19 protein-coding genes, 1 pseudogene and 1 riboswitch are annotated in these 25334 nt (G+C 73.7%); of the genes and pseudogenes, 9 read left to right on the forward strand and 11 right to left on the reverse strand.

The annotated features are described in order from the left end of the window. Positions 1–87 precede the first annotated feature (87 nt). Positions 88–279, forward strand: a riboswitch (cyclic di-AMP (ydaO/yuaA leader). Positions 280–284: 5 nt separating this feature from the next. Both ACIBIW_RS03245 and ACIBIW_RS03250 read left to right on the forward strand, forming a co-directional pair. Beyond that, positions 285–1427: an NlpC/P60 family protein gene (locus ACIBIW_RS03245; RefSeq protein WP_399331331.1), complete on the forward strand. Its 1143-nt coding sequence runs from the start codon at positions 285–287 to the stop codon at positions 1425–1427. A gap of 78 nt (positions 1428–1505) precedes the next feature. Next, the gene (locus tag ACIBIW_RS03250; RefSeq protein ID WP_399331333.1) at positions 1506–2390 is read left to right on the forward strand and encodes a GNAT family N-acetyltransferase; all 885 of its coding nucleotides are present in this window, start codon (positions 1506–1508) and stop codon (positions 2388–2390) included. A 33-nt stretch (positions 2391–2423) separates the two neighbouring features. Here ACIBIW_RS03250 and ACIBIW_RS03255 read toward each other — a convergent pair whose 3' ends face one another. Further along, positions 2424–2777, reverse strand: coding sequence for a hypothetical protein (locus ACIBIW_RS03255; protein WP_399331335.1), 354 nt, complete (start codon positions 2775–2777; stop codon positions 2424–2426). Between the two features lie 341 nt (positions 2778–3118). On the opposite strand from ACIBIW_RS03255, the gene ACIBIW_RS03260 reads away from it, so the two are divergent. Next, entirely contained in the window at positions 3119–4171 is a 1053-nt protein-coding gene (locus tag ACIBIW_RS03260) for an NlpC/P60 family protein (RefSeq protein ID WP_399331337.1), read from the forward strand. Positions 4172–4300: 129 nt separating this feature from the next. On the opposite strand, the gene ACIBIW_RS03265 is transcribed toward ACIBIW_RS03260, so the two are convergent. The 4 genes and pseudogenes from ACIBIW_RS03265 to ACIBIW_RS03280 form a co-directional block, all read right to left on the reverse strand. Next, positions 4301–5695: an endo-1,4-beta-xylanase gene (locus ACIBIW_RS03265; RefSeq protein WP_399331339.1), complete on the reverse strand. Its 1395-nt coding sequence runs from the start codon at positions 5693–5695 to the stop codon at positions 4301–4303. A gap of 571 nt (positions 5696–6266) precedes the next feature. Next, positions 6267–7337, reverse strand: a pseudogene (locus ACIBIW_RS03270) (LacI family DNA-binding transcriptional regulator); the annotation flags it as partial. A 39-nt stretch (positions 7338–7376) separates the two neighbouring features. Beyond that, a complete protein-coding gene (locus ACIBIW_RS03275) occupies positions 7377–8099 on the reverse strand; it encodes a LuxR C-terminal-related transcriptional regulator (RefSeq protein WP_399331341.1) in 723 nt (240 codons plus the stop codon). Further along, complete coding sequence (locus ACIBIW_RS03280; RefSeq protein WP_399331343.1) at positions 8096–9385, reverse strand: PspC domain-containing protein; 1290 nt, start codon at positions 9383–9385, stop codon at positions 8096–8098. The genes ACIBIW_RS03275 and ACIBIW_RS03280 overlap by 4 nt, the downstream gene beginning before the upstream one ends. Positions 9386–9657: 272 nt before the next feature. Between ACIBIW_RS03280 and ACIBIW_RS03285 the strand changes: the two genes are divergently transcribed. Together ACIBIW_RS03285 and ACIBIW_RS03290 are read left to right on the forward strand one after the other, a co-directional pair. Continuing rightward, entirely contained in the window at positions 9658–11022 is a 1365-nt protein-coding gene (locus ACIBIW_RS03285; protein WP_399331345.1) for a PspC domain-containing protein, read from the forward strand. Then, on the forward strand, positions 11012–11281 hold the full coding sequence (locus ACIBIW_RS03290; protein WP_399331347.1) for a hypothetical protein: 270 nt from the start codon (positions 11012–11014) through the stop codon (positions 11279–11281). The genes ACIBIW_RS03285 and ACIBIW_RS03290 overlap by 11 nt, the downstream gene beginning before the upstream one ends. A 53-nt stretch (positions 11282–11334) precedes the next feature. On the opposite strand, the gene ACIBIW_RS03295 is transcribed toward ACIBIW_RS03290, so the two are convergent. Both ACIBIW_RS03295 and ACIBIW_RS03300 read right to left on the reverse strand, forming a co-directional pair. Then, the gene (locus tag ACIBIW_RS03295; RefSeq protein WP_399331349.1) at positions 11335–11898 is read right to left on the reverse strand and encodes a DoxX family protein; all 564 of its coding nucleotides are present in this window, start codon (positions 11896–11898) and stop codon (positions 11335–11337) included. A 126-nt stretch (positions 11899–12024) separates the two neighbouring features. After that, complete coding sequence (locus ACIBIW_RS03300; RefSeq protein ID WP_399331351.1) at positions 12025–13293, reverse strand: hypothetical protein; 1269 nt, start codon at positions 13291–13293, stop codon at positions 12025–12027. Between the two features lie 173 nt (positions 13294–13466). On the opposite strand from ACIBIW_RS03300, the gene ACIBIW_RS03305 reads away from it, so the two are divergent. Next, complete coding sequence (locus tag ACIBIW_RS03305) at positions 13467–14456, forward strand: DUF4429 domain-containing protein (RefSeq protein WP_399331353.1); 990 nt, start codon at positions 13467–13469, stop codon at positions 14454–14456. A 299-nt stretch (positions 14457–14755) separates the two neighbouring features. Further along, positions 14756–15190, forward strand: coding sequence for a hypothetical protein (locus ACIBIW_RS03310; protein ID WP_399331355.1), 435 nt, complete (start codon positions 14756–14758; stop codon positions 15188–15190). A 75-nt stretch (positions 15191–15265) separates the two neighbouring features. Here ACIBIW_RS03310 and guaA read toward each other — a convergent pair whose 3' ends face one another. Then, positions 15266–16852, reverse strand: coding sequence for a glutamine-hydrolyzing GMP synthase (guaA, locus tag ACIBIW_RS03315; protein WP_399331357.1), 1587 nt, complete (start codon positions 16850–16852; stop codon positions 15266–15268). Between the two features lie 391 nt (positions 16853–17243). On the opposite strand from guaA, the gene ACIBIW_RS03320 reads away from it, so the two are divergent. Next, entirely contained in the window at positions 17244–17615 is a 372-nt protein-coding gene (locus ACIBIW_RS03320; protein ID WP_399331359.1) for a chorismate mutase, read from the forward strand. 567 nt (positions 17616–18182) lie between these two features. Further along, positions 18183–19292 carry a hypothetical protein gene (locus ACIBIW_RS03325; RefSeq protein ID WP_399331361.1) on the forward strand — a complete coding sequence of 370 codons (1110 nt, stop codon included), beginning with the start codon at positions 18183–18185 and terminating at the stop codon, positions 19290–19292. 198 nt (positions 19293–19490) lie between these two features. Here the strand turns inward: ACIBIW_RS03325 and ACIBIW_RS03330 are convergent, their stop codons facing one another. The 3 genes from ACIBIW_RS03330 to ACIBIW_RS03340 form a co-directional block, all read right to left on the reverse strand. Then, positions 19491–21335, reverse strand: coding sequence for an FAD-dependent oxidoreductase (locus ACIBIW_RS03330; RefSeq protein WP_399331363.1), 1845 nt, complete (start codon positions 21333–21335; stop codon positions 19491–19493). 112 nt (positions 21336–21447) lie between these two features. After that, positions 21448–23109, reverse strand: a complete 1662-nt coding sequence (locus ACIBIW_RS03335) for a succinic semialdehyde dehydrogenase (protein WP_399331365.1) — start codon at positions 23107–23109, stop codon at positions 21448–21450. 321 nt (positions 23110–23430) lie between these two features. Further along, on the reverse strand, positions 23431–25212 hold the full coding sequence (locus tag ACIBIW_RS03340) for a serine/threonine-protein kinase (RefSeq protein ID WP_399331367.1): 1782 nt from the start codon (positions 25210–25212) through the stop codon (positions 23431–23433). Between the last annotated feature and the right edge of the window lie 122 nt (positions 25213–25334).

Genomic DNA, 25334 nt, shown 5'->3' on the forward strand with positions numbered 1-25334 from the left:
TGGAACACCAACCTTCACAGCGCTCACACGAGTTGGCTACCGTGCCCGGCGGGCGACCCGTACCCCCACCGGCGATCACGCCGGGACGGGTGGCCCCCGCCGAGTCGTGTGCCGTCCCCCGTGGGCGGCCTGAGCCGGGGACCCATGGACCCCGGGGTGAATCGGCCCGTGGGACGGCCGCACGCGCGCGTGCGGCGAGCCCAGGGGCCGTAGGGCAGCCTTCCGGACCACCCGCCCGAACCCGACAGCTAACCCGGTAGGCGGCCCACGGAAGGAGTCGCCCCTTGGCGTCGCACCGCAAGCCGCGGACCCCCGTCCGCACCGCGCCCGCGATTGGCATCACCACCGCCGCGCTCACCTCCGTGGCGCTCCTGTCGGGCAGCGCGCAGGCCGCCCCCGCGAAGCCGAAGCCCACGCTCGAAGAGGTGCAGAAGCAGGTCGACGACCTGTACCGGCAGGCGGGCACGGCCACCCAGAAGTACAACGCCGCCAAGGAGGACGCGGCGAAGCAACGCAAGCGCGTCGACAAGCTCCTCGACGACGTGGCGTCGCGCACCGAGAAGCTCAACGACGCCCGCCGCGCGCTGGGCTCCTTCGCCGCCGCGCAGTACCGCACCGGCGGCCTCGGGGACACCGCCACGCTGCTGCTCGCGGACAGCCCGCAGGCGTACTTCGACCAGGACCACCTGATGGACCGGCTCACCACCCGCCAGAAGGCCGCGGTCGACGACTACCAGAAGCAGCAGGCCGCCACCGCGAAGAAGCGCACCGAGGCGAGCGAGGGCCTGGTCGGCCTGACCGACTCGCAGACCGAGCTGAAGACCACCAAGGACACGGTCCAGAAGAAGCTGGGCAGCGCGCGCACACTGCTGTCCAAGCTCACGGCCGAGGAGAAGGCCAGGCTCGCCGCGATCGAGAAGAAGAAGCAGGAGGAGGCCGAGCGCAAGGCCGCCGAGCTGGCGAAGAAGCAGGCCGCGGAGGAGAAGAAGCGCAAGCAGGAGCAGGAGCAGGCGGCGGGGTCGGACGGCGGCTCGGGCCAGCCGGGCTCGGGCGGCTCGGGCAGCTCCACCGGGTACGCGGCCAAGGCGCAGAAGGCGCTCGACTTCGCCCGCGCGCAGATCGGCAAGCCGTACGTGTGGGGTGCGACGGGCCCGGACTCGTACGACTGCTCGGGGCTCACCCAGGCGGCGTGGAAGGCGGCGGGCATCTCCCTGCCGCGCACCACCTGGGACCAGGTCGAGGTCGGCACCACGGTGTCGGTCGACGACGCCCAGCCGGGCGACCTGGTGTTCTTCTACGACGACATCAGCCATGTCGGCATGTACATCGGCAACGGCCAGATGATCCACGCCCCGAAGCCGGGCGCGAGTGTCCGCGTCGAGTCGATCTACTACATGCCGATCCACAGCGTGGTGCGGCCGGCGTAGGGCGGTGGGACGGTCGGCACGCGCGCGTGGTGGCCGTCCCACGGTGTCCCACCGTCCCTGGGCCCGGGATCATGGAGCATGCTTTCGGACGACTGGCAACTCACGGATGACGTCGACGGCTTCCTGGCCCGGGCCGGGGACTTCCTGCGCTCGCGGCCTGCCCTGCACACCACGCCGCTGACCGACATCGAGAGAATCCGCACGCGCGGGGCGGGCGCGCCCGGTGCCGGGGCGGCCGCCTTCGGCCTGCTGGAGTCGGGGGGCGAGGTCCGCGCCGTCTTCTACCGGACCCCGCGCGGCCGTCTCGGCCTCACCGCACTCTCCGCCGGGCAGGTCGACACCCTCGCCACCGGCCTCGCCGCCCTCGGCCACTTCCCTTCCCAGGTCCTCGCGGACCACGGCACCGCCACCGCGTTCGCCCGGGCGTGGCGGCGGTGCACCGGTGCGGTGCCGGCCCTCTTCTCGCGTACGTGTCTCCACCGTCTCGGCACCCTCACGCCGCAGGACCCGCTTCCGGAGGGCCGGGGCCGCGGGGCGGGCGAGGAAGACCGTGAGCGCGTCGTGCGCTGGTGTCGCGCGTTCTGCGTCGAGGTCGGCGAGCAGCCCTCCCTCGACCTGATCGACGCCGGTTCCTGGGCCGACTCGCGCTTCGGCGACCGGCACTTCACGTTCTGGGAGACCCCGGACGACGCTCCCGTCTCCATGGCCGCCGTGACCTCGATGGTCGGCGGGATGATCCGGGTGGACCCCGTCTACACCCCGGCCCCCCTGCGGGGCCGCGGCTACGCGGGCGCCGTGACGGTCGAGGTGAGCCGTGCCGCGCGGGCCGCGGGCGCGACGGACGTCGTCCTGTTCACGGACCCGGCCAACGCCACCAGCAATGCCCTCTACCGGCGGCTCGGCTATGTCCGTGTCGGCGACTTCGCCGGGTACCGGTTCTCGTACGCGGGCCCGGGGAGCTGATCCGTCGGCACCGCCACGGGCCGGGGGCGTGGGTCAGGTCCACAGCACGGCGATGAAGATGTTGGCCGTCGTGAGCAGGCCCACGAGGCCGAAGAGGGGGGTTTCGGCCTTCTCGTCGTCGCGCTTCACATAGACGAGGCCGAGGATGACGATCAGCACCGCGAGCTTGACGCCGATCTTGACGTTGTTCACGGGGCTGTCGTCGGCCTGGTTGAGGCCGACCAGCACGGCGCCGGTGACGAGCATGGTGAGCGCACCGTGCAGCATGGCGGCGTTGAAGCGGGCCGTACCCTCCCGCATGGCCTTCATCTGCGTGAGGAAGCCGCCGAGGAGCGAGGCGATGCCGATGATGTGCAGGCCGACGAAGAGGTGGATGAGTACGTCCATATCCGGAGCCTAAACGCCCGCTTCAGGACCCCTTCGAGGGCCCCCGCCGCGGCGGCGCCCGGCCCGGACACCCGCTGTTACCGAGGGTCGCTTCGGTCACCCGGCCGAATAAAGGCACCACTTCACTCCATCGAACCCATCAACCCCGCTCATGTCCTGATCTCCTGCGGTCATTTGCACACACCGGGTAACAGTGGCGTCACGGTCCGTCCTACGGTCCTGTGTCGGGCGACCGGATGCCCACTGCCGTCCGCACGGGGCGGCGACCGGCCGCCGCACGGGCGGGCCGAGGCCGAGGCCGTACGAGGCCGCCCGGGAGGACGAGAGGACGTGCAGCCCCTTTGGCAGCGCACCGCAAACGAAAACAGCGCCACGTCAGCGGCCGGACACTGCGCGCCGCCGTCACCCTGGCCCTCGCCGGGGCGGCGGCCGCCGCCGCCCTCGACGAGCCCGCGCAGGCCGCGCCCGCCTCGCCCGCCGAGGTGAGGGCGCGCGTCGCGTCGCTCTACCACGACGCCGAGGCGGCGACAGAACGCTACAACGGCGCCAAGGAGAAGGCCGACAAGGCCGAGGCGCGCCTCGACGACCTCCGCGACGAGGCGGCCCGCAGGACGGACCGGGTCAACTCGCTGCGCGACGACCTCGGTTCCACCGCCGCCGCGCAGTACCGCGAGGGCACCCTCGCGCCCTATGTGCGCCTGGCGTTGTCGCCCGACCCCGACCGCTATCTGGAGCGCACCTCGCTCGCCGAGCGCGCCGGGCGCGGCCAGGCGGGGAAGCTGCGCTCACTCGCCCGCGAGCAGGCCGCCGTGGACGGGCTGCGCAGCGAGGCGAAGAAGCAGACAAGCACGCTCAGGAAGCGCCAGGGCGAGCTGAAGCGCCGCAAGAAGACCATCGGCGGCAAGCTGACCGAGGCCAGGGAGCTGCTGTCCCGGCTGACGGCCAGGGAACGCAACCGTGTCGGCCGCGGCCGGGGCGCCGACGCCCCCGCCGCCGAGGGCGTCCCCGCCGCGGCGCGGGAGGGCGGCGCGCCCGCCGCGGGCAGCTCACGGGCCTCCGCCGCCGTCGCCTACGCCTACCGCGCGGTCGGCAGCCCCTACGTCTGGGGCGCCTCGGGCCCGCACGCGTACGACTGCTCGGGGCTCACCCAGGCCGCGTACCGCGCGGCGGGCGTCGCGCTGCCGCGCACGACCTACGCCCAGATCAACGCGGGCCACCGCGTCCCGCGCTCCCAGCTCGCCCCGGGCGACCTGGTGTTCTACTACTCGGGCGTCAGCCACGTGGGGATCTACGTGGGCGGCGGCAGGGTCATCCACGCGCCGAGCCCCGGCTCCACGGTGAGCTTCGCGCCGGTCGACTCGATGCCGTTCGCCGGTGCCGCCCGGGTGGCCTGAAACCGGCGCGGCGCGCGGGATGGCGGCGCGCGCCGCGCCGGTCGCGAAGCGGTGCGGGCGCGGCGGTGGCTGCCGTCGCGCCGCGCTCCTCGCCGGCCGGCAGGGGAGTACCGGCGGGCGCCCCAGGGGTCAGGTCGCCGTGCAGGAGGCGACCGCCGGGGCCGACCAGTTGCCGTTGGCCATGACCGTGAAGCCGAAGGTCGTCGACTGCCCGGCGCCCAGGCTGCCGTTGCCGTTGGCCCTCATGGTCAGCACCGAGCCGTCGTAGCTCGCCTGTCCGTTCCAGGTGGTCGGCACCGTCTGCGGGGAGTGCAGGGTGACGCGGACCGTCCAGTCGCTGATCGCCGAGTCCCCCGCGCGCACCGTGATCTGCCCGTTGAAGCGGTCGCCCCAGCGCTGGGTCTCGGCGTAGGTGGCGGTGCATGCGGCGCTGCCCGGGTCGCCCGGGTCGTCGCCGGGGTCACCGGGGTCGCCGCCCGGGGTGCCGCCGAGCGCCTGGAGCACGGCGTCGTACACGGGCTTCTTCTGGTAGTTGCCGTCGAACAGCAGGGGGGTGCCGCCGCTGCGCCACGAGTACTTGTCGGTGACGCCCCAGACGGTGATGCCGTTGCAGCGCTCGACGGCCATGCACGCGGTGACGACCTTGCGGTAGCTGTCGGCCTGGGCGCTGCCCGAGCCCTCGATGTCCAGCTCGGTGATCTGGACGTCGACGCCGAGCGCGGCGAAGCGCTCCAGGTTCTGCTGGTAGTCGGAGGTGACGGGGGACTGCGGGTTGAAGTGGCCCTGGAACCCGACGCAGTCGATGGGCACGCCGCGGGACTTGAAGTCCTTGACCATGTTGTAGACGGCGGTGCTCTTCGCGTTGACGCCGTCGATGTTGTAGTCGTTGTAGCAGAGCTTGGCGCCGGGGTCGGCGGCGCGCGCGGTCCTGAAGGCGTGCTCGATGTAGCCGTCGCCGAGCTTGTCCTGGAAGGGCGAGGGGCGCCGGGCGCCGCTGCCGCCGTCCTGGAACGCCTCGTTGACGACGTCCCACGCGTAGATCTCGCCCGCGTAGTGCTGCATCAGCGTGGTGATGTGGTTGTCCATGGCCGACTGGAGGTCGGTGGCGCCGAGGCCGCTGACCCAGCCGGGGAGCTGCGAGTACCAGACCAGGGTGTGGCCGCGCACCTGCATGCCCGCGGCCGTGGCGTGCTGGACGATCTGGTCGCCGCCGGAGAAGTTGAAGCTGCCGCGGCTGCTCTCGGTGGCGTCCCACTTCATCTCGTTCTCGGGGGTCGCCATGTTGAACTCGCGGTCGGCGGTGGCGGCGTAGTCCTGCTCGCCGAGGTGGCCGGTGGCCAGGGCGGTGCCGAAGTAGCGGCCCGAGGCCGCGGCGGCGTCGCCGAGATTGTCGGCCGCCTGGGCGGGGGCGGAGAGCGCCACGAGCCCGGCCGAGGCGAGCACGCTCGCGAGGCCGACGCCCAGCGCGCCGCGCAGGGCCCGTATGGACAGGCGTCTGCGCCCTGAGGGGGGTTGCTCGGTCATTGCTGTCCCTTCGTCCGTGGGGGCGTCCGTGAGGGGCGTCCATGAGGGCCGGGCGCGGGGCGGCCCGGCGGATGGCATGGGCGGGCCGTCGAGCGGGGATTCCGCCGCGGTACGTGGGGTGCCGCCGCGCATCCGGCCCGAGTGCGATGGTGCTGTGGCGCTGAGTAACGACCGATCGGAGTATGCCCGGCCTCGGTCGACACGGTCAACGTTACGTACCGGAAATCTTTCGGAGACTTTAGGTCGCCCGTCGCCTCTTAAGGCTCTCTTGAACTGCGGATACTTGGGATCTTTCGGAGGCCGCTGGAACCGGAAGCGCTTCCATGAATATGGCTGCTATCGAAAATTTCGAAGCCACGGTCGGGAAGGTGCTGGTCGTGGTGGGGGCGGGGGGCAGCCGACACGCGCGTGTATGACCCTGCGCCGACACACACGCGTATGGCCCGGCGCGGGCACGCGCGCGTGTACCCGGTCGCGCTCCTACGCGCGTGCGCGCGCGTGGCGGCCGATCGGGCGTCGGTCCCGTCCCGGCCCGCCGCGCCCGGTCCGCGCGTCCGCCCCCGCGGAACGCTCAGCCGGCGGTCTCGGCCGGGGGCGCGGTGCTCTTGCGGACGACGAGTCTGGTGTTCAGTTCGAGGCGGGTGTTGACGCTCTCGTCGGTGCGCAGCCGTACGAGCATCTGGGCCGCCTCCTCGGCCATCTGCCGCAGCGGCTGGTGCACGGTGGTGAGCGCGGGGCTCGACCACTGGGCGAGCGGCACGTCGTCGTAGCCGACCACGGACAGGTCGTGGGGGACGCGGAGGCCCGCGACCCTGGCCGCCTCAAGCACCCCGAGCGCCTGGAGGTCGCTGCCCGCGAAGAGCGCGGTGGGCCGGTCGGGGCGGCTGAGCATCTCCACCGCGCGGGCCCGGCCGCCCTCGACGTGGAAGTCGCCGAAGGCGACAAGCGAGGGGTCGGCCTCGATCCCGGCCATGCTGAGGGCCGAGCGGTAGCCGTCCAGCCTGGCCATGGAGCAGAGCATGTCGCGGGGGCCGGTGATGATGCCGATGCGGCGGTGCCCGCACTCGATGAGGTGCCGGGTGGCGGCGAGGCCCCCCGACCAGTTGGCCGAGCCCACCGAGGGCACGTCGGGGTCGGGGTCGCCCGCCGGGTCGACTATCACGAACGGGATGGAGCGGGAGCGCAGTTGCTTCTTCAGCGCGGGCGGCAGTGAGGAGAACACCAGCACCACGCCCACCGGACGGCGCTGTACCACCCCGGCGACCCAGTCGGCGCCCGGCGAGTGGCGGGTGCCCGACTCGGTCAGCACCACGCTCGCGTTGTTCGCCTTCGCCACGTTCTCCACACCGCGGATCAGCTCCATGCCCCAGATGCTGTCCAGCTCGTGGAAGACGATCTCGATGAGCGGGGCCTCCCACGCGGAGCGCGGCGTACGTCGGTACGCATGGCTCTCCAGGAGGCGCTCCACCTTCTGACGAGTCGGCGGCGACACATCCTGACGGCCGTTGAGCACTTTTGACACGGTGGAGATCGAAACCCCCGCTTGCGCCGCCACTTGAGCCAGAGTGACGCGCCCCGTCCCCTCGTCATCACGCACGACGAGCAAGCATAGGCCCCACCCCGAAAGTTTTCGAGTGCGCCGGAGCGCGCGCCCGTCACCCGGGGCCCGTACCGCGCCGGGTCAGACGAGGCGGCGCGCGGTCGCCCAGCGGGTCAACTCGTGCCGGTTGGAGAGCTGGAGCTTGCGCAGCACCGCGGAGACATGCGACTCGACCGTCTTCACCGAGATGAAGAGCTGCTTGGCGATCTCCTTGTACGCGTAACCGCGCGCGATCAGCCGCAGCACCTCGCGCTCGCGCTGAGTGAGCCGGTCCAGGTCCTCGTCCACGGGCGGGGCGTCGGTGGAGGCGAACGCGTCCAGCACGAACCCGGCGAGCCGCGGCGAGAACACCGCGTCGCCCTCCTGCACCCGGAAGATCGACGCGACGAGGTCGGTGCCGGTGATGGTCTTGGTGACGTAGCCGCGGGCGCCGCCCCTGATGACGCCGATGACGTCCTCGGCGGCGTCGGACACGGACAGCGCGAGGAAGCGCACCGGGTCCTGCGCGTCGGACATCAGCGGGGCGCAGCGGCGCAGCACCTCGACACCGCCGCCGCCCGGCAGGTGCACGTCGAGGAGCACCACCTCGGGGCGGCTCGACTTGATCACGGTGACCGCCTGGTCGACGTCGGCGGCCTCGCCGACCACCTCGACTCCGGTGCGCTCGGTCACGCCGATCTCGGCCCGCACCCCCGTACGGAACATGCGGTGGTCGTCGACGAGGACGACCCGCACCCGCCGCCCGGCGCCGTCCCCCGGCTGCTCGCCCCGTGCGCCGCCGCCCGCCTCGGTCGCGTCGCTCATCCCGTCTTCTCCGCTCTCTCCATCGTCAGCTCGACCTCCGTGCCGCCGCCCGGGGCGGCCCTCAGGTGCGCCCTGCCGCCGTTGCGCTCCATGCGGCCGATGATCGACTCCCGTACGCCCATGCGGTCGGCCGGCACCGAGCCCAGGTCGAAGCCGGGCCCGTGGTCCCTTACGGAGACGAAGACCGTGTCCCCCTCGACCTCGGCGAAGACCTGCACCGCGCCGCCCTCGCCACCGTACTTGGCCGCGTTGACCATCGCCTCCCGCGCGGCCTGGGTCTGCGCCACCAGTTTCTCGTCGAGCGGGCAGTCTCCCACGACGACCACCTCGATCGGCACGCCGTGCTTGTCCTCGACCTCGGCGGCATGGCGGCGCACCGCCTCGCCGAGGGTGCTGGGGCCCTCCTCCTCCGAGGCGCCCGATCCCTCCGGCTTGTAGAGCCAGGCCCGCAGCTCGCGCTCCTGGGCGCGGGCGAGGCGGCGCACCTCCCCGGCGCTGTCGGCGTTGCGCTGGATCAGGGTGAGGGTGTGCAGGACGGAGTCGTGGACGTGCGCGGCGACCTCGGCGCGCTCCTGCGCCCTGATGCGCATCAGCCGCTCCGTGGACAGGTCCTGTGTCATCCGCACCAGATACGGCCCGGCGAGCAGGGCGATGCCGACGAACACCGCGAGCGACGCCTGGAGGACGGCGCCGAGGTGCTCGGCGGAGCCCTGGAGGACGAAGATGCCGGAGACCCCGGTGCCGACGAGGAGCACCCCGGCCGCCGTGCGCGCGAAGGTGAGCGTCCTGCGCCTGCGGCCGACCTCCATCCAGCGGGCGCGCCTGGCGTTGTCCGCCTGCCGCCAGACGAGGGCGACGCCCGCGCCGACCAGGATGGTGGGCCACAGGTACGCCTTGGCGGGGCCGCCGATGTTGACGTTGCCGACGAAGACGCCCGCCACCACGATCATGGCGAGCAGGGCGACGATCTGGCCCTTGTCGGGCCTGCGCGCGACGAGTCTGCGGCGGCCGTCGGGCGCGGTCTCGGTGAAGAGCGCGGCGGGCCGCTGGCCGCCGACGCCGCCGACGCCGAGCGGTACGAAGAACCAGAAGGCGGCGTAGAGCAGGGCACCGAGGCCGTCGGCGGTGACGAGTCCGACGAAGATGATCCGGACCCACATCACGGGCAGGCCCAGATGGCCCGCAAGCCCCCGCGCGACCCCGCCGAGCCAACGGCCGTCGCCGCTGCGGTAGAGCTTGCGCGGGGGCCGCGGGTCCTCGGTGGTCACGGTCGCGGCATCCGGCATGGTCCGATCGTCACATGGCCGCGGCGGACCGGGCATCAGGGTTGAACCCCTAGACCTCCCGGAGCGTGATCTCGTACGGCGGTCGTGGTCGCCGCCGCGGCGGACGGTCGTGTTCGCCGCCGCGGCGGACGGTCGTGTTCGCCGCCGCGGCGCCCCGGTGCTGTCACGGACCGTGGCCCCGGCATGTCCTGTGGGCGGCTCCGGGAGATCTCAGGGTCGGGCCAGGGTAGTCCCGCATGCCGCGGGGCGGCCGCGGCCGTCACCATGGACGTATGACGGATCAGCAGCCCCCCGCGGCGGCCCAGGGTCCCGGCGCGGCCCGGGGGCCATCCGACGCGCCGCCCTCGGACATGCCACCGGGCGGCGGCGGCAGGCGTGCCGCCCAGGCGCTGCTGGGCATCCGGCGCGACCGGGAGCAGAAGGTGGTCGCGGGCGTGTGCGCCGGTCTCGGGCGGCACTGCGACATCGACCCGGTCATCTTCCGCGTCGTGCTCGCCGTGCTGTCCGTCACCGGCGGGCTCGGGCTGATCTTCTACGGCGTCGCCTGGCTGGCGCTGCCGTACGCGGACGACGACGAGAACGAGGCGCGCAGGCTGCTGTCCGGGCGGGTGGACGGCCCGGCGCTCACGGCGGTGCTGTGCGCCCTCGTCGGCTGCGGGCTGCTGCTGTCGATGCTGAACAACGCGGCCGTCCTCTCCTTCGGCGCCACCCTCGCCCTCCTGCTCGCGGGGGCCGGCTACTGGTCGCGGCAGCGCAGCGCCCCCGACCCCGATCCGCTGGCGGCCCAGGCCGCGGCCGACGCCCCGCCGGAGGCGCAGGCGCCGCCCGTGGTGGCGTCGGCGGCCTCGTGGTGGCGCGGCCCGATCGTCAAGGACGGTACGCACGTGGGGGGCACGGGCTATCTGTGGGGGCCCTCGACGGCGCGTGACGTGGCGGCGGCGATGAACATCGCGCGCGGCAGGCGGCCCCCCGGGCGGCCCGAGCGGGCCCCGGCGGAGACCCGCGGGCCGCGCTGGATCGGCGGCCTCGTGTTCCTGCTCGCGGTGGCGGGCGCGGCGCTCGGCACCGGTCTTACCTGGGACCGCGAGCCGCTCGGCACCAGCCTGGAGACGGGACTGGCCTGCGCGCTGGGCGCGTTCGGCGTCGGGATCGCGCTGAGCGCGATGCTGGGCAGGACCGGCGGCGGTTCCATCGTGCTCGCGGTGATCACGGCGGGGCTGCTCACGGGCGCCGCGGCGCTCCCGGACAACGTGACCACGGACTGGATGCGCACCACCTGGTCCCCGTCCTCCGCCTCGGGCCTGCACCGCCACTACGACCTGGGCACCGGAGTCGGCACCCTCGACCTGCGCCGCCTCAAGCCGCAGGACGGCGCCACGCTGACCTCGGAGGTGAAGGTCGGCGTCGGGCGGGCGAAGATCGTCATACCGAAGGACATGGCCGTACGGCTCTACGTCCATGTGGGCGTGGGGGACATCCAACTGCCCGGCGACGACAGCAAGGACGTGGACGTGGCGCCGGGCAAGGAGAAGCGGCTGGAGCTGTCCCCTCCGGCCGGGATGAAGAGCCACGGCACGGTGTCCCTGCGGGTGGACGTCGGCATCGGACAAGCGGAGGTGACCCGCGATGCGTCATGAGTTCCAGCCGGGGAGGCTGGTGGCGGGCCTGTTCCTGATCGGCGTCGCGCTCGCGTACGCGGGCGACGCCGCGGGCTGGTGGGACACCCTCTGGTTCGCCGCGCTGCCGACCGTGATCGGGGGCCTGTGCCTGGCCGCCGTGGTGGGCATGGTGACCGGCGCCATACGGCATCGGATACGGCGCGCGCGCCGACGCGCGAACAACGCGGAGAACGCGGAGAACGCGAACAACGCGGAGGACACAGCCGAGGGGTGGTGACTCGCGCGCGCTCCCGGCCGGGCGTCCTGCGCCGTCGGGAGCCGGGCGGGGCGTCAGCCCAGGGCGCCCGGCGTGCGGCGGCGGCCCGCGATGACGGCGTCGAGGGAGAGCAGCGGGGCGCCCGCGAGCACCAGCGGCAGCCATGCCATCAGGTACACCAGGTCGTTCCCGTAGTAGTACGGCTCTGTCGACCAGCTCACGGTCAGCCACAGGCTCAGCGAGATCAGCGCGCCGCCCGCGGCCGCGATCCGTGTGAGCAGGCCGAAGAGCGCGCCGAGGCCCACGGCAAGCTCCCCGAAGGCGATCGCGTAGCCGAAGCCCTCCGGGCTCTTGAGCGCCAGGTCCACCAGGCCGGGGACGGCAGCCGAGTCCCGTACGGCGTGCATCATCTCGCCGAGTGAGCCCGAGCCGGTCGCCGAGAGGAAGGTGCTGTCGGTCAGCTTGTCGAGGCCCGCGTAGACGAAGGTGACGCCGAGGAAGATCCGCAGCGGCAGCAGCGCGGCCCCCGGCCTCGCGAGCAGCGCGCGTGTCCCGGTGCCGCCACCGCGGCGCCGGCCGCCGCCGTCGAGCCGGTCGGGATAGGTGTTCTCATTGTCCACGTTCCGTCCGAGCGCCATGCCCCGCGCCGCCTTCCCTGCCCGTGCCGAGTGCCGTCACCGGACCATACGGATGCGGGCGGCGGGGCGCTCACCGCCACTGCGGGCGGTCGCTCACCGCCGCGGGCGCGGGCCCCGGGCAGGGGTTCAGTCGCTGGTGACGTCGATCGCGCAGGTGTTGGTCTCGGTGCCCGCGGCGGTGACGACCTGGACGTCGACGCGTCCCGGCTCCACCTCGACGGGCACCGGCACGGTCAGCACGGTGTCGGTGGGGTTGGAGAAGCCGCCCGCGACCGGGACCAGCGGCACATGGACGTGGACGGTGCCGATCCGCACCACGGTCCTGGCGAGCCGGTCGGCGCGCTCGGCGCCAGGCGGTACGAAGCCGGTGCCGCGGATCTCGATGTCGTCGCCGTTGCGGATGGGCCCGTCGAGGTCGCCCGCCTCCCTGGCGCGGACCACGGAGAGGATCACCGCACGGCCGCCCTCCGCGTACTTGCCCACGAGGTAGGTGGCGGCGGACACCAGCACCAGCAGTGCGAGGCCCCACGGCAGGTCGGGGAGTTGTTCCGGGCGGCGCGCGAGCCGCACCGCGGCGAAGACCACCGCGACCGTGCTCACCAGCACGTACTGGGTGTCCGCGAAGTCGGCGCCGCCGGAGTCGTCGGTGAGCAGGTCGGCGGTGCGCGGCCGGTCGGCAGGCACCTTCTGGAGCCGCCCGGTGCGCAGCCGGGTGCCGACCACCCGCCGCACCAGCACCGCGACCGCGCAGACCACCGCGAGCACGGTCACCACCCCGGCGCCCCGGGAGAGTTCGAGCCCGTCGATGAGGTCGTCGCGCCTGGCGTGGTCCGACGCCCCGGCGAGTTCACCGGCGAGGACGAGCACCGAGAAGACCGCGAGGAACACCCAGCAGGCGGCGACGGCCCGCGAGGTGGACAGCCGGTTGTCCTCGCCGGTCAGGGGGGCGAGGATGCCGCCCTTGGCGCGGTGCACCCAGGCGGCGGCGGTCAGCGCGCCCGCGGTGACCGCGGCGGCGAGCAGCCCCGCGGTGCGCGCGCTGGTCCAGCCCGCGCCGATCGCGGTGAGCGCCTGCACAAGGAGCAGCAGCAGGGTGGCGCCCCACACCGTGTAGACGGTCCGCGGCAGCAGGGCGGCGGTCCACGCGTCGCTCTCGGCGCGGCTGCGCGCGGCGACCTCGCCCGCGGACTGGGTGAGTTCGTCGGACACCCACTGCCGGGAGGCGCCGGTGGAGTGCGCGACCGCGCCCGGCAGCCCCTTGCCGCGGGCGAACGCGTCACGCTTGGCGACGAACGCGGCGACGGCGCGCCTGTGCCCCTCCCGCACCCCGTGGGGGCAGTCGCCGCAGGTGCAGCCGCCCTCGTGGGTACTCTGCTCAGCTTCCTGCACTGCCACGCGTCAACTCCGCCTTCCGCGCCCTGCGCGCCCTGGTGGCCCCGTCCCGGACCGCTCCGCCAACACCCCGTGGCCGATCCCGCATTGTGCCGTACTGCACGGCGGCGCCACGCGGGAGGTCCGGCGGCGGCAGAGCCGGACCGGTCCGGAGCGGGGGCTGGGACAATCGCGGTATGGCCGAGATCATCCAACGGGGCGGCGTCTGGGCCTTCGACGGGTCCACCATACGGATCGCTCCCGGGGCGCACCGCTCCGCGGGGCTGTTCCGGCAGACCTACGGGGAAGTCACCGTACCGATCGAGGCTGTTTCCGGGGTGTCCTTCGAGCAGGAGGGCAAGCGGGGCAGGCTCAGGCTGACCCTGCGGGAGGGCTCGGACCCGCTGCTCCAGGCGACCGGGGGCATGCTGCCCGTGGACTCCGATCCGTACCGGCTGCCGGTGGACAGGCAGCACACCGGGGCCGCGGAGTACGTGCTGGAGGAGATACGGCAGGCGCTGCTGCTCGACCAGGTGCCCAAGGGGCGCACGGACGGGTATCTGCTGCCGGGGCCCGCGGTGCCGCTGACGGTGCAGGCGAGCGACGGGGCGGTGTCGTTCGACGGGTCCCGGGTGCGGATCGACTGGGCGTCCACCAGTTCCGGGAGCAAGAAGGAGGAGAACCCGCGGCTCGTCGACCTCGCCGATCTGCTGTCGGTGGAGTGGCTGCCGAAGCGGGGGCTCGACAACGGCGTGCTGCGGTTCGTGACGGCGGAGTCGTCGCTGATCAAGCGGTCGCCCAAGGAGGACCCCTGGGCGCTCGACCTGTGGGGCAGCGCCCGCCGCGACCTGCTGACGGCGCTGGTGGCCGCGGCCGTGGTGGCACGGCTCCCGCACCCCACGCTGCGGCCCCAGGCGACCGCGCGGCCCGGGCTCGCACAGATGCTGCTGGACGCGGCGCGGCCCGCGGCCCCGCCCCGCGACGACCACCATGACGTGCTGCTGCGCAGGCTGCGCGAGCTGGGGCAGCTCCACCGCGAGGGCGTGCTGACCGACGAGGAGTTCGCCGACGTCAAGGCCGTGGTGCTGCGGGGCTTCAGGGACGGCGAAGGGGGCGGCGGCGCGCGGGGCCCCGGCGGTACGGCCGCGGGGGGCGGGCGCGAGGAGCCGAGGGACCGGCCTCGGTGAGTTACGGGCCGGAGGCCCGGGGTGCCGGGGCGGAGCGCCGTAGTGCCGAGGAGCCGGGAAGATCGCGGCCCGTGCCGGGGAGATCGTGCACCGTAGTGGTGAGGTGGGACCCGGTCGGGAGTGCCGCCGGGGGCCGGGGGCCGCGGCCCGGCTGTCGCCGGAGTGGGGCACCCATCCGATATGGGCGAGATGGTTTGAATGCCGGAAATGCGGTACCTCGCACTTAACACTCAATCGGGTGGCAGCACGCACGGGTGCATCCCGTCGCCATGCGCGCGCACCCCGTCGAAGGAGCACTCATGGCTCAGGTATCGACTTCCCGGCACCCCCCGCACCGGTCCCACCCGTCCCGCAGCGCCTGGGCGACCGGCGGGACCGTGTTCGCGGGGGTGATGCTCCTGGTCGAGGGTGTGATCGGCATCCTCAACGGCTTCGTGGGCATCTTCAAGGACGACGTGTGGACGCGCCTGGGCACGTACACCTTCAAGTTCGACGTGTCCTCGTGGGGCTGGGTCCATCTGGCCCTCGGTATCGCCCTGGCCGTCACCGGCCTCGGGGTGCTCTCCCGGGCGCCCTGGGCGCGCGCGGTCGCGGTGTTCTTCGCGTCCCTCGCGCTGATCGCGAACTTCATGTGGCTGCCGTACCAGCCGGTGTGGGCGATCGTGTCCATCGGCATCGCGCTGTTCGTGATCTGGTCGCTGCTGACCGACCGGGGGCGCAGCGCGTCCGAGTGACCGCGCGCCGCGCACGCGGGCGGGCCCCGGGGGCGCGTGGTGACGCGCGCGCCGGGGCTCAGCCGCGCGCGGGCGTCACTCCCACTCGATGGTGCCCGGCGGCTTGCTTGTCACGTCGAGCACGACCCTGTTGACCTCGGCGACCTCGTTGGTGATACGGGTCGAGATCCGGGCCAGGACGTCGTACGGCAGCCGGGACCAGTCGGCCGTCATGGCGTCCTCGGAGGAGACGGGGCGCAGGACCACGGGGTGGCCGTAGGTGCGGCCGTCGCCCTGGACCCCGACGCTGCGGACGTCGGCGAGCAGCACCACGGGGCACTGCCAGATGTCCCGGTCGAGCCCCGCCGCCGTCAGCTCCTCGCGCGCGATGGCGTCGGCCTCGCGCAGCAGGTCGAGGCGGTCGCGGGTGATCTCCCCGATGATGCGGATGCCGAGCCCCGGGCCGGGGAACGGCTGCCGCTGGACGATCTCCTCGGGCAGCCCGAGCTGGGCGCCGACCATCCGGACCTCGTCCTTGAAGAGCTGCCGCAGCGGCTCCACGAGCTGGAACTCCAGGTCGTCGGGGAGGCCGCCGACGTTGTGGTGGGACTTGATGTTGGCCGTGCCCGTGCCGCCGCCGGACTCGACCACGTCGGGGTACAGGGTGCCCTGGACCAGGAACTCGACGGGCTCGTCGTCGGGGGCCGCGGCGACGATCTCGGCCTGGGCCTGCTCGAAGACCCGGATGAACTCCCGGCCGATGATCTTCCGCTTCTCCTCGGGGTCGCTGACGCCCTTGAGCGCGGCCAGGAAGCGCTCCGAGGCGTCGACGATCTTCAGCCGGACGCCGGTGGCCGCCACGAAGTCCTTCTCGACCTGCTCGGTCTCGCCCTTGCGCATCAGGCCGTGGTCGACGTACACACAGGTCAGGCGGGGGCCGATGGCACGCTGCACCAGGGCGGCCGCGACCGCGGAGTCGACCCCGCCCGACAGCCCGCAGATCGCCCTGCTGCCGCCGATCCTGGCGCGGATCGCCTCGGTCTGCTCCTCGATGACGCTGCCCGTCGTCCACGTCGGCTCGATGCCCGCGCCGCGGTACAGGAAGTGCTCCAGGACCTGCTGGCCGTGGGTGGTGTGCATCACCTCGGGGTGGTACTGCACCCCGTACAGCCGCCGCTCGTCGTCCTCGAAGGCGGCCACCGGGACGGTCGCGGTGGCGGCGGTGACGGCGAAGCCCTCGGGGGCGGCGCTGCACGCGTCGCCGTGCGACATCCACACCGACTGCTCTGCGGGGGTGCCCTCGAAGAGGGTGGAGCCCGGCAGGGAGACCCGGAGGGCGGTGCCGCCGTACTCGCGCGCGCCGCTGTTGTCGACGGTGCCGCCGAGGGTCGTGGCCATGAGCTGGAAGCCGTAGCACATGCCGAAGACCGGGACCCCGGCGTGGAACAGGGCGGGGTCGATGCCGGGGGCGCCGTCCTCGTACACCGACGAGGGGCCCCCGGAGAGGATGATCGCGGCGGGCTTCCTGGCCAGGATCTCGGCGACCGGCATGGTGTGCGGCACGATCTCGCTGTACACCCGGGCCTCGCGGACGCGACGGGCGATGAGCTGGGCGTACTGCGCGCCGAAGTCGACAACGATGACGGTGTCGGGGTCGTGGGTGGCGGGTGGTGCTGCGGGCACGGGCGGCCTTCCGGCGGTGGGCTGGGGGGGGCGGGCGTCCCGGATGCTGCGGGGCCCGCGCTCTCGGCGTCGAGTTTAACGGGGCGTGCCCGCACCCCGTCCGGCCTGTGGATAACTCCCCCGGGCCCGCCGGGCGCCCGCGGTGTCTCACGATGCGGGCCGCGGGACGTGCCGCCGTGGGCGCCGCGCATAATGGGCCCATGTTCGCGTCACGAACCTTCAGGTTTACCTATGGCAACCGGCCCCCCGGCTGCCATGGTCGTGCCGTCTGAACCACTGACGAGCGATTCCCCAGGCGCCCCGGGCCACCACGGTCCGGGGCGCCTGCCGTTGTCCGGACCCGGCCGTCCCGGAGCGCGCACCCGTACCGAGCGCCCCCGAGGAGCCCACCATGAACGACACCCGGAGCAACCAGCACACCCCCGACGCCCCCGGCACGCCGGACTCCCCCGCCGCCCCGCGCACCGCCGATGCGGCCGGGGGCACGCGGCCCGCGGACACCGGCGCGCACACCGAGGCCGCCGCCGCGGCGATCACGACGACCAGAAGCCGCATCGACGAACTCGACGAACGCATCATCGCGCTGGTGCGGGAGCGCACCGCGGCCTCGGCCGCCGTGCAGCAGTCGCGCATCGCCTCGGGCGGGCGCCGGGTGAACCTGTCGCGCGAGACGCAGATCGTCGGCCGCTACACGCGGGAGCTGGGCAGGCCGGGCACCACGCTCGCGATGACGTTGCTCGAACTGGGCCGCGGCCGCATCTGAGTTCGGTCCAGGACTCACCCGGAAGGAGCGTGACCGGCGCGGGCGGGCTTCGTTGGTCCCGGTGTCCGCGCCGCCCGCGCCACGCGCGGCGGGCCGGACGAACCGGGCGTGATCCACGTCCGGGGCGATGAGGCGCACGGGTCGTGCCGTGCGCCGTGGGACGTCGCCCCGGCCCTCGACCGGACGGCAGGGGACAGCCTTCCGGTCGGCCAGGAGAGCGGCCGGCCCCGGGGACGCCCGGGGCCGGCCGACGGCCCGCTTCCTCCCCAACACCCCCTCCACGCACACGTGTCGGCGCCGAAGGGCACCCGCGCGTGCGCTCGCCGGGCGCTGCCGCCCCACCGCCGACGACACGGCCATCGAATGTTTTCGGCCATTTCCGGATCGGCCCCCGGCGCATCGAGGTGACGCACCTCACACCCGAAAAGTGCCGGGTGCAGGGCAACCATTGCCGGGAAGCGCAGGTCATGCATGGCGAAACCACACCCATGCATGACCCCGAGAACGCACCCGACGGCCATCCCCGTACCGCGCAACCGCAGTACACCGGACATTCCCGAGGTCCCGATGAATCCACGCCGCGCCGCGACCGCCGCCATGGCGGCGTCCGTGCTGGGCGCGGTCGTGCTCTTCACGGCCCCCGGCGCGCTCGCGGCGCCCACGGCGTCGGGCACGGCGAGCCTCCCGACGGGAAAGGGCGACGCAGGGCCGGGGGCGGGCGAAGAGGCGGAAGGGGCGGGGGACACTCCCCCGGCGACGCCGTCCACGGCACCCACGGACTCGGACACGCCGGGCACCGGCTCCCCGAGCCCCACCACCCCGGGCACGCCCTCGGACGCGGCGTCCCCCGGCCCCGGCGGCGAGGACGACCCGACGGTCACCGTCACGCCCACGCCCACCCGCGGCAGGACCGACCCGGGAACGGACAGCTCCCCGCGCGCGTGGGACACCGGCGACTGCACCGGCATCTCCGTCGACCCGCTGCTGTCCGTCGCCGTCGAGGGGCTGCCGCGCACCATCGCCGCGGGCTCCGGCTGGCACCCGTTCACGTTCTCCGTCCACAACAGGACGGGCCACGCCCTGGACGACGTCTACGTACAGGCGATCACGGAGTACGAGGACGGGGTGAACGAGCGCGCGTCCCTGCAACTCGACCTCGCCGAGATGCAGTTCAGGAACCCCGCCGACGGCACCTGGACCGACGCGTTCCAGGACTGGTACGAGGACCGGGGCGACCGGCACACCTTCCCCGGCACCTTCGTCTCGTTCCTCCCCCATGTCGACGCGGGCGCCACCGCGGCCCTGGCACTGCGGGTGAGGGTCGCCGCCGAGGCGCCGCCCGGCGCGTCGTTCGTGCTGACGAGCGCCGTGTACGCGGGCGCCGACGGCGACTGCCGCGCGGGCGGCGACACCCACGGCTTCGCGGTGGGCAGGCCCGGCACCCAGCAGCCCCCCGGCCACCAGGGCGGCGGCGCGAGCGCGGCGGGCCCCTCGGGCGCCGTCTCCCCGACCCCGAAGTCCGCGGCCGGGCCCGTGCCGCTGTCCGACGCCGCCGACGGCGGCAGCCTCGCCGCGACCGGCACTCCGGCGGCGCTGCCCGCCCTGGGCGTCTGCGGCGGCCTGGCGGTGGCGCTGGGCGGCGCCGCGGTGTTCGGAGCACGCCGCCGCCGCGGCTGAGACCCCGCCGCGCACGACGCGGCGGCCACACGGAGGGACCTGCGCTCGGAGGGGGGTGCAGGTCCCTCCCCCTGTCTGCCCCGTACGTCCCGAAGCGCACGCGCGCGTGAAGCCGTTCGCCGCCACGCGCGCGTGCGCGTCCCGCCGACATCTGCCTTGTAAGGGCAGCGCTCATCCGCCGACATGCGCGCGTGCCCGTCAGCCCGCCGCGCCCGCGCCCTCTTCGCCCTCCGCGCCCTCCGCAGGCTTCGCGGCGCGCCCGCGCGGCGGGCCGAGCCGCAGGGCCGCGAAGGCGCCCTCGGGGACCGCGGGGGAACGGGGCGGCACCGGCGGCAGCCGACGGTAGGTGCCCTGCGGGGGGCGCGGGTCCTCGTCGCCCTTGTTGGGCCAGAGCGCCATCGCCCGCTCCGCCTGGGCGGTGATCGTCAGCGACGGGTTGACCCCGAGGTTCGCGGTCACCGCTGAGCCGTCCACCACCGAGATGCCCGGATGCCCGTACAGCCGCAGATACGGGTCGATCACCCCGGTGCGCGGGGAGTCCCCGATGGGGCAGCCGCCGAGGAAGTGCGCCGTGAGCGGGGTGCCGAGCAGCTCGCCGACGTTGGAGCCCGCGAAGCCGTTGATCTCCTCCGCGAGCAGGGTGGCGGCCCTCGTGGCCTCGGGTATCTGCCCGGGGTTGGGCGCCCCGTGCCCCTGCCGGGCGGTGAGCAGCCCCTTGCCGGGTCCTTGGGTGCGCAGATACGTCGTCAGGGAGTTGTCGAGGGACTGCATCACCAGGAAGATGATCGTCCGCTCCGACCAGCGCCGGTTGGAGAGGGCGAGCACCGCGGCCCACGGGTGCCGCGCGATGTGCCCGAGCCAGCCCGCGATCCTGCGCCGCTCCCGGTAGGGCACCTGGGACGCGGTGAGGCCGCCCATCGCGTTGGAGCCCTTGCCGTAGCGGACCGGCTCGATATGGGTGTTCTCGTTGGGGTGTATCGACGAGGTGATCGCGACGCCCCGGGTGAAGTCGGCGCGGCGCGCGCCGTGCCGCTTGCGGTAGCGCCGGTCGCTGGTGCCCGCGCCGACCAGCGCCTCCGAGTTGGTACGGGTCAGCTCCCCCAGGCGCTCGGAGACCCGCGGCAGCAGCCCGCTGCTGCGCATGCGGTGCAGCAGGGTCTGGGTGCCGTAGGTGCCGGCCGCGAGGACGACCCGGCGGGCGCGGAACGTACGCCCCCTGCCGCGGCGCTTGTCGTCGGTCGGCAGCGTCCTGACGGCGTAGCCGCCGCGGGCGTCCTCGGTGACGGCGACCACGGACGTCATGGCGTGGATGACGGCGCCCGCGCGCTCGGCGAGGTACAGGTAGTTCTCGCAGAGGGTGTTCTTGGCGCCGTGCCGGCAGCCTGTCATGCACTCGCCGCACTCGATGCAGGCGCGGCGGCGGGGTCCGGCCCCGCCGAAGTACGGGTCGTCGGCCTCCGCGCCCGGCTTGGCCCGCGCCGCGCCGTCGGAGTCCTTGCCGTCGCCGAAGAACACCCCGACGGGCGCCATGTGGAACGTGTCGCCGACGCCCATCGCGCGCGCCGTGGCCTTCAGATGGACGTCGGAGGGGGTCATGGTGGGGTTGAGGCGGGCGCCGAGCATGCGGCGTGCCTGGTCGTAGTAGGGCGCGAGTTCGTCCTGCCAGTCGGTGATGTCCTTCCACTGCGGGTCCTGGAAGAACGCGGCCGGCGGCACGTAGAGGGTGTTGGCGTAGATCAGCGAGCCGCCGCCGACGCCCGCGCCCGCGAGCACCATGACCTTGCCGAGCAGATGGATGCGCTGCATGCCGTAGAGGCCGAGGAAGGGCGCCCAGAGGTAGTTCTTGGTGTCCCAGGAGTTCCTGGGCAGCGATCCGCGCGCGAAGCGGCGCCCGGCCTCAAGGACACCGACGCGGTAGCCCTTCTCGCTCAGGCGCAGCGCCGCCACCGCGCCGCCGAATCCCGAGCCGACGACGATGACGTCGTAGTCGGGGTGGCCGGGTTCCCGATCGGGCGCCCTGCGGACGGAGTTCTCCTGTGACACCGGCTCTCTCCTCGCTGAAGGCGTGCTGAGCAGTGCTTGACCCGGTACGGCGCCGCCCGGCGGGCCCCGGGGGCCGCCGTCCCGCGGGGCGGCGGCGGGGGCGCCGCCCTGTCTAACGCAGCCGCAGGGACTTCATCACGCGCAGACTCGTGCTCATGAACGCCGCGTACCCCTCGTCGTCGAGCCCGAAGGCGGGGGCGAGGGGGATGAGCCGCTGCTGCGCCACGGTCTGCGTCTCGGTGTACTTGAGGATTCCCTCGGCCCCGTGCCTGCGGCCGAGCCCGGAGTCCTTCATACCGCCCATCGGGGCCGCCACGCTGCCGTAGGCGGCGGCGTAGCCCTCGTTGACGTTGACGCTGCCGCTGCGCAGCCGGGTGGCGACGGCGCGGGCGCGTACCGGGTCCCGTGACCAGACGGAGGCGTTGAGCCCGTAGGCGGAGTCGTTCGCGCGCGCGACGGCCTCGCTCTCGTCGCGGAAGCGGTAGACGGAGACCACCGGCCCGAAGGTCTCCTCGGCGCAGACCGCCATGGCGTCGGTGACGCCGTCGAGGACGGTCGGCTCGTAGAAGTACGGGCCGACGTCGGGCCGCGCGGCGCCGCCCGTGAGCACCGTGGCGCCCTTGGCGACCGCGTCGTCCACGTGCCGTACGACGGCGTCGAGCTGCCGGGGCCCGGCGAGGGAGCCCATGTCGGCGCCGTAGGCGAGGGCGGGGCCGAGCCGCATGGCGCGGGTGCGTGCGACGAACCTCTCCAGGAAGCGCTCGGCGACCGACTCGTGCACGTACAGCCGCTCCATGGAGATGCAGAGCTGCCCCGCCGAGGAGAAGCAGGCGCGCACGGCGCCCGCGGCGGCCTTGTCGAGGTCGGCGTCGCGCAGCACCAGCATGGCGTTCTTCCCGCCCAGTTCCAGGCTGACGCCGGTGAGCCTGGCCGCGGCTGCGGTGGCGATCTCCCGGCCTGTGCGGGTGGAGCCGGTGAACGAGATGTAGTCGGCGTGGCGCAGCAGTTCGGGGCCGATCACGGGGCCCTCGCCGAGGACGACGCGCAGCGCGTCCTCCGGGAGCCCGGCCTCCACCAGGAGGTCCCTGGCCCACAGGGGCGTGAGCGCGGTCTGGCTGTCCGGCTTCAGTACGACCGCGTTGCCCGCGACGAGGGCGGGCAGGGCGTCGCCGACGGACAGTTCGAGGGGGTAGTTCCAGGGTGCCACCTGTCCTATCACGCCGCGGGGACGGCGCAGTTCGGTGACGCGGGTGAGCAGCGGGATGGCGCCGAGGCGGCGGCGGGGGCGCAGGTAGGCGCCCGCGGAGCGCCCGTAGTGGCGGGCCGTGACGGCGACGGCCTGCACCTCCTCGTGCGCGTGCGCGCGCGCCTTGCCGGTCTCCAGTTGGATCAGGTCGAGCACCTCGGCCTGGCGGGCGAGCACCAGGTCGTGGAAGCGCAGCAGGACGGCGGCCCGCTCCCGCAGCGTCCTTCCCGCCCACGGGCGCTGCGCCGCGCGGGCCGCGGCGAAGGCGTCCGCGACGTCGCGCGCGGTGGCCGCGGGCAGCTCTGCCAGGGGCTCCCCGGTGAGCGGGGCGAGGCTCGTGACGCGCTCGGAGCCGGTGGCACCGCGGGAGAGCCTGACCAGCAGTTCTGGCGTGACGACGTCTTCTGCGGTACGGGCGCCCCGGGGGGAGGGCGCGACGGGATTCCTGGCGGCGCTCTTCACATCCCGTGCGCCGGGTGCGCCCGCGGTGGCGCCCCGGGCGGCTGCGGTGGCCTGCGAGTCCGTCATGAGCGTGAGAGTAGGCCCGGTCCGGGCTTTTGGGTACCCGGCGGTAACAGACTTCACCATCCACTTACACCCCGCCAGTGACCACTGGCAGCAAATAAGCTGATCAGCGCATTGTCCCAACATTGCGGGGAGCGAGGGGCAGCGGAAAGCTCCCCCGAACGTGTGAATGAACCGTGATGCCCCCGCGCCCCCCGCACACCCCGCGCGAGCACCCCGCACGCGGGGCGCGGGCGGGCCGGGGGCAGGCGGGGCGCGGAACGGCGTGAGCCGGACGGCACGGGGCCGTCCGGCTCAGCACGGCGCACTGTCGGCGCGCCCGCGTCAGAAGCCCTGGATCTCCAGGTTGTCGACGGCGTGCTCGAACAGCTCCTCGCCGTCCTTGTTGGCCCAGCCCTTCGCGGGCATGTCGACCTCCAGCTTCCAGTACACCTTGCTCTTCTTGCCCGTCGGGTCCTTCGGGATCACCAGCAGGTGGTCGCGGTGCCTGATCGGGTTGTCGTCACTGGTGTCGGAGCCGGACACGTAGTCGGCGGTGATGTCCCAGGCGGTGTGGCCCTGGTGCGTGACCTTGTGGGACTTGGCGGTGACGTCGTTGAAGTCGGTGCCCATGTCGCCGCCGTCGTTGTAGTACTTCTCCCACGCCGCGCCGGTCGGTGCGACCGGGTTGTCGTCGTCGGTGAGTTCCGCGTTGTCCGTCTGCGACAGGTAGACGGTGAAGACGCCGCTGGGGTCGGTGAAGGTGACGATCCCGCTGTCCTCGTCCGCGCTCCTGTGGTAGTCCGACGGCATTCCCAGGGAGGCGGACACGGCCTCGTTCTCGGGGTGGGTCTCCCAGCCGTGCGGCAGCGTCGGCTCCGAGCTGAACGGATCGGTCAGCAGCAGCACCAGCGCGATCACCACGACCAGCACCCCCGCACCCGTCCCGTACCGGGCGCGGCGGCTCTCCTTGAGCGCGGGCGGCAGCCAGCGGGAGCTGCGCGGCGGCTGGGGCAGCACGGCCGTGCGCGGTACCGTCGGCGCCGCCACCGCCTTGAGCCCGTCGCGCACCTCGGCGACCCCGGGCCTGGCCAGCGGGTCCTTGCGCAGCAGTTGCATGATGACCATGGCCAGCGGGCCCTCGGCCCTGCTGGGGCTCGCGGGCTCCGCCGACAGCACGGCCTGGAGGGTGGCGGGGGTGTGCGAGCGCCTGAACGGCGACATGCCCTCCACCGCCGCGTACAGCACCACGCCGAGCGACCACAGGTCGGAGGCCGAGCCCGGGCGCTGTCCGAGCACCCGCTCGGGCGCGATGAACTCGGGCGAGCCGACGAACGCCCCCGTCTCCGTGAGCTGCGCCTCGCCCTCGACCTGGGCGATGCCGAAGTCCGTCAGCACCACCCGGTCGCTCCGGCCCAGCAGGACGTTGTCCGGCTTGACGTCGCGGTGCAGCACCCCCGCCTCGTGGGCGGCCTGGAGCGCCCCGAGGACCGCGAGCCCGATGCCCGCCGCCTCGCGCGGGTCGAGCGTGCCCTCCTGGAGCCGGTCGGCGAGCGACTGGCCCCGCACCAGCTCCATCACCACCCAGGGCCTGCCGCCCTCGACGACCACGTCGTGCACGGTCACCACCGAGGGGTGGTCGATCCGCGCGGCGGCCCGCGCCTCGCGCTCCATGCGCTGGTACGCGGTCTGCCGCTCGGCTTCGCTCAGATGCTCGGGCAGCCGCGGCTCCTTGACCGCCACCTCGCGCTGGACCACCCGGTCCTTCGCCCGCCACACGGTGCCCATGCCGCCGTGGCCGAGCCGTGCCAGCAGCTCGTAGCGGTCCCCGACGACCCGTCCCGTGCCGTCACCCGCGCCGGTCCCCGAGGGGGACGCCACCTGGGTGGGGGCGGGCGCGTGGGACGGGGGGCCGTAGCCGCCGGCAGGGGCCGCCGGGGGCGGCGGCACGTGCCGGCCGCCCTCCGGCGCCCCCTGCCCCTGGGAGCCCGGGGCGGCCGGCTGGGCGGACTCGGCAGGGCCGTACCCGCTCGGCCCCGGCGCTCCGTGGGCCGCCTGCGGCGGCACCTGCGGCGGCCGCAGCTCGTAGCTGGTCGGTTCGGAAGGCTCTCCCCCGTGGTTCGTCATGTTCACATCCTGGCTACCTGGGGCCCTGCCTGCCACAGCCGTTCATAAGCGGATGCAACACCGTGACAAAGCCCTCCCCTGACGGCTCGCATCGGCGCGACACGCCGAACTGTCCCCGGAAG

Origin of the sequence: Streptomyces sp. NPDC050560 (assembly GCF_044457285.1) — a bacterium.
Taxonomy (GTDB): domain Bacteria; phylum Actinomycetota; class Actinomycetes; order Streptomycetales; family Streptomycetaceae; genus Streptomyces.

Excerpts from the sequence above, each read along its gene's own strand:
- ACIBIW_RS03250 (WP_399331333.1), top strand. The coding sequence starts at position 1,506 with ATGCTTTCGGACGACTGGCAACTCACGGATGACGTCGACGGCTTCCTG.
- ACIBIW_RS03255 (WP_399331335.1), bottom strand. The coding sequence starts at position 2,777 with ATGGACGTACTCATCCACCTCTTCGTCGGCCTGCACATCATCGGCATC.
- ACIBIW_RS03265 (WP_399331339.1), bottom strand. The coding sequence starts at position 5,695 with ATGACCGAGCAACCCCCCTCAGGGCGCAGACGCCTGTCCATACGGGCC.
- ACIBIW_RS03275 (WP_399331341.1), bottom strand. The coding sequence starts at position 8,099 with ATGAGCGACGCGACCGAGGCGGGCGGCGGCGCACGGGGCGAGCAGCCG.
- ACIBIW_RS03280 (WP_399331343.1), bottom strand. The coding sequence starts at position 9,385 with ATGCCGGATGCCGCGACCGTGACCACCGAGGACCCGCGGCCCCCGCGC.
- ACIBIW_RS03285 (WP_399331345.1), top strand. The coding sequence starts at position 9,658 with ATGACGGATCAGCAGCCCCCCGCGGCGGCCCAGGGTCCCGGCGCGGCC.
- ACIBIW_RS03290 (WP_399331347.1), top strand. The coding sequence starts at position 11,012 with ATGCGTCATGAGTTCCAGCCGGGGAGGCTGGTGGCGGGCCTGTTCCTG.
- ACIBIW_RS03295 (WP_399331349.1), bottom strand. The coding sequence starts at position 11,898 with ATGGCGCTCGGACGGAACGTGGACAATGAGAACACCTATCCCGACCGG.
- ACIBIW_RS03305 (WP_399331353.1), top strand. The coding sequence starts at position 13,467 with ATGGCCGAGATCATCCAACGGGGCGGCGTCTGGGCCTTCGACGGGTCC.
- ACIBIW_RS03310 (WP_399331355.1), top strand. The coding sequence starts at position 14,756 with ATGGCTCAGGTATCGACTTCCCGGCACCCCCCGCACCGGTCCCACCCG.
- ACIBIW_RS03320 (WP_399331359.1), top strand. The coding sequence starts at position 17,244 with ATGAACGACACCCGGAGCAACCAGCACACCCCCGACGCCCCCGGCACG.
- ACIBIW_RS03325 (WP_399331361.1), top strand. The coding sequence starts at position 18,183 with ATGAATCCACGCCGCGCCGCGACCGCCGCCATGGCGGCGTCCGTGCTG.
- ACIBIW_RS03335 (WP_399331365.1), bottom strand. The coding sequence starts at position 23,109 with ATGACGGACTCGCAGGCCACCGCAGCCGCCCGGGGCGCCACCGCGGGC.
- ACIBIW_RS03340 (WP_399331367.1), bottom strand. The coding sequence starts at position 25,212 with ATGACGAACCACGGGGGAGAGCCTTCCGAACCGACCAGCTACGAGCTG.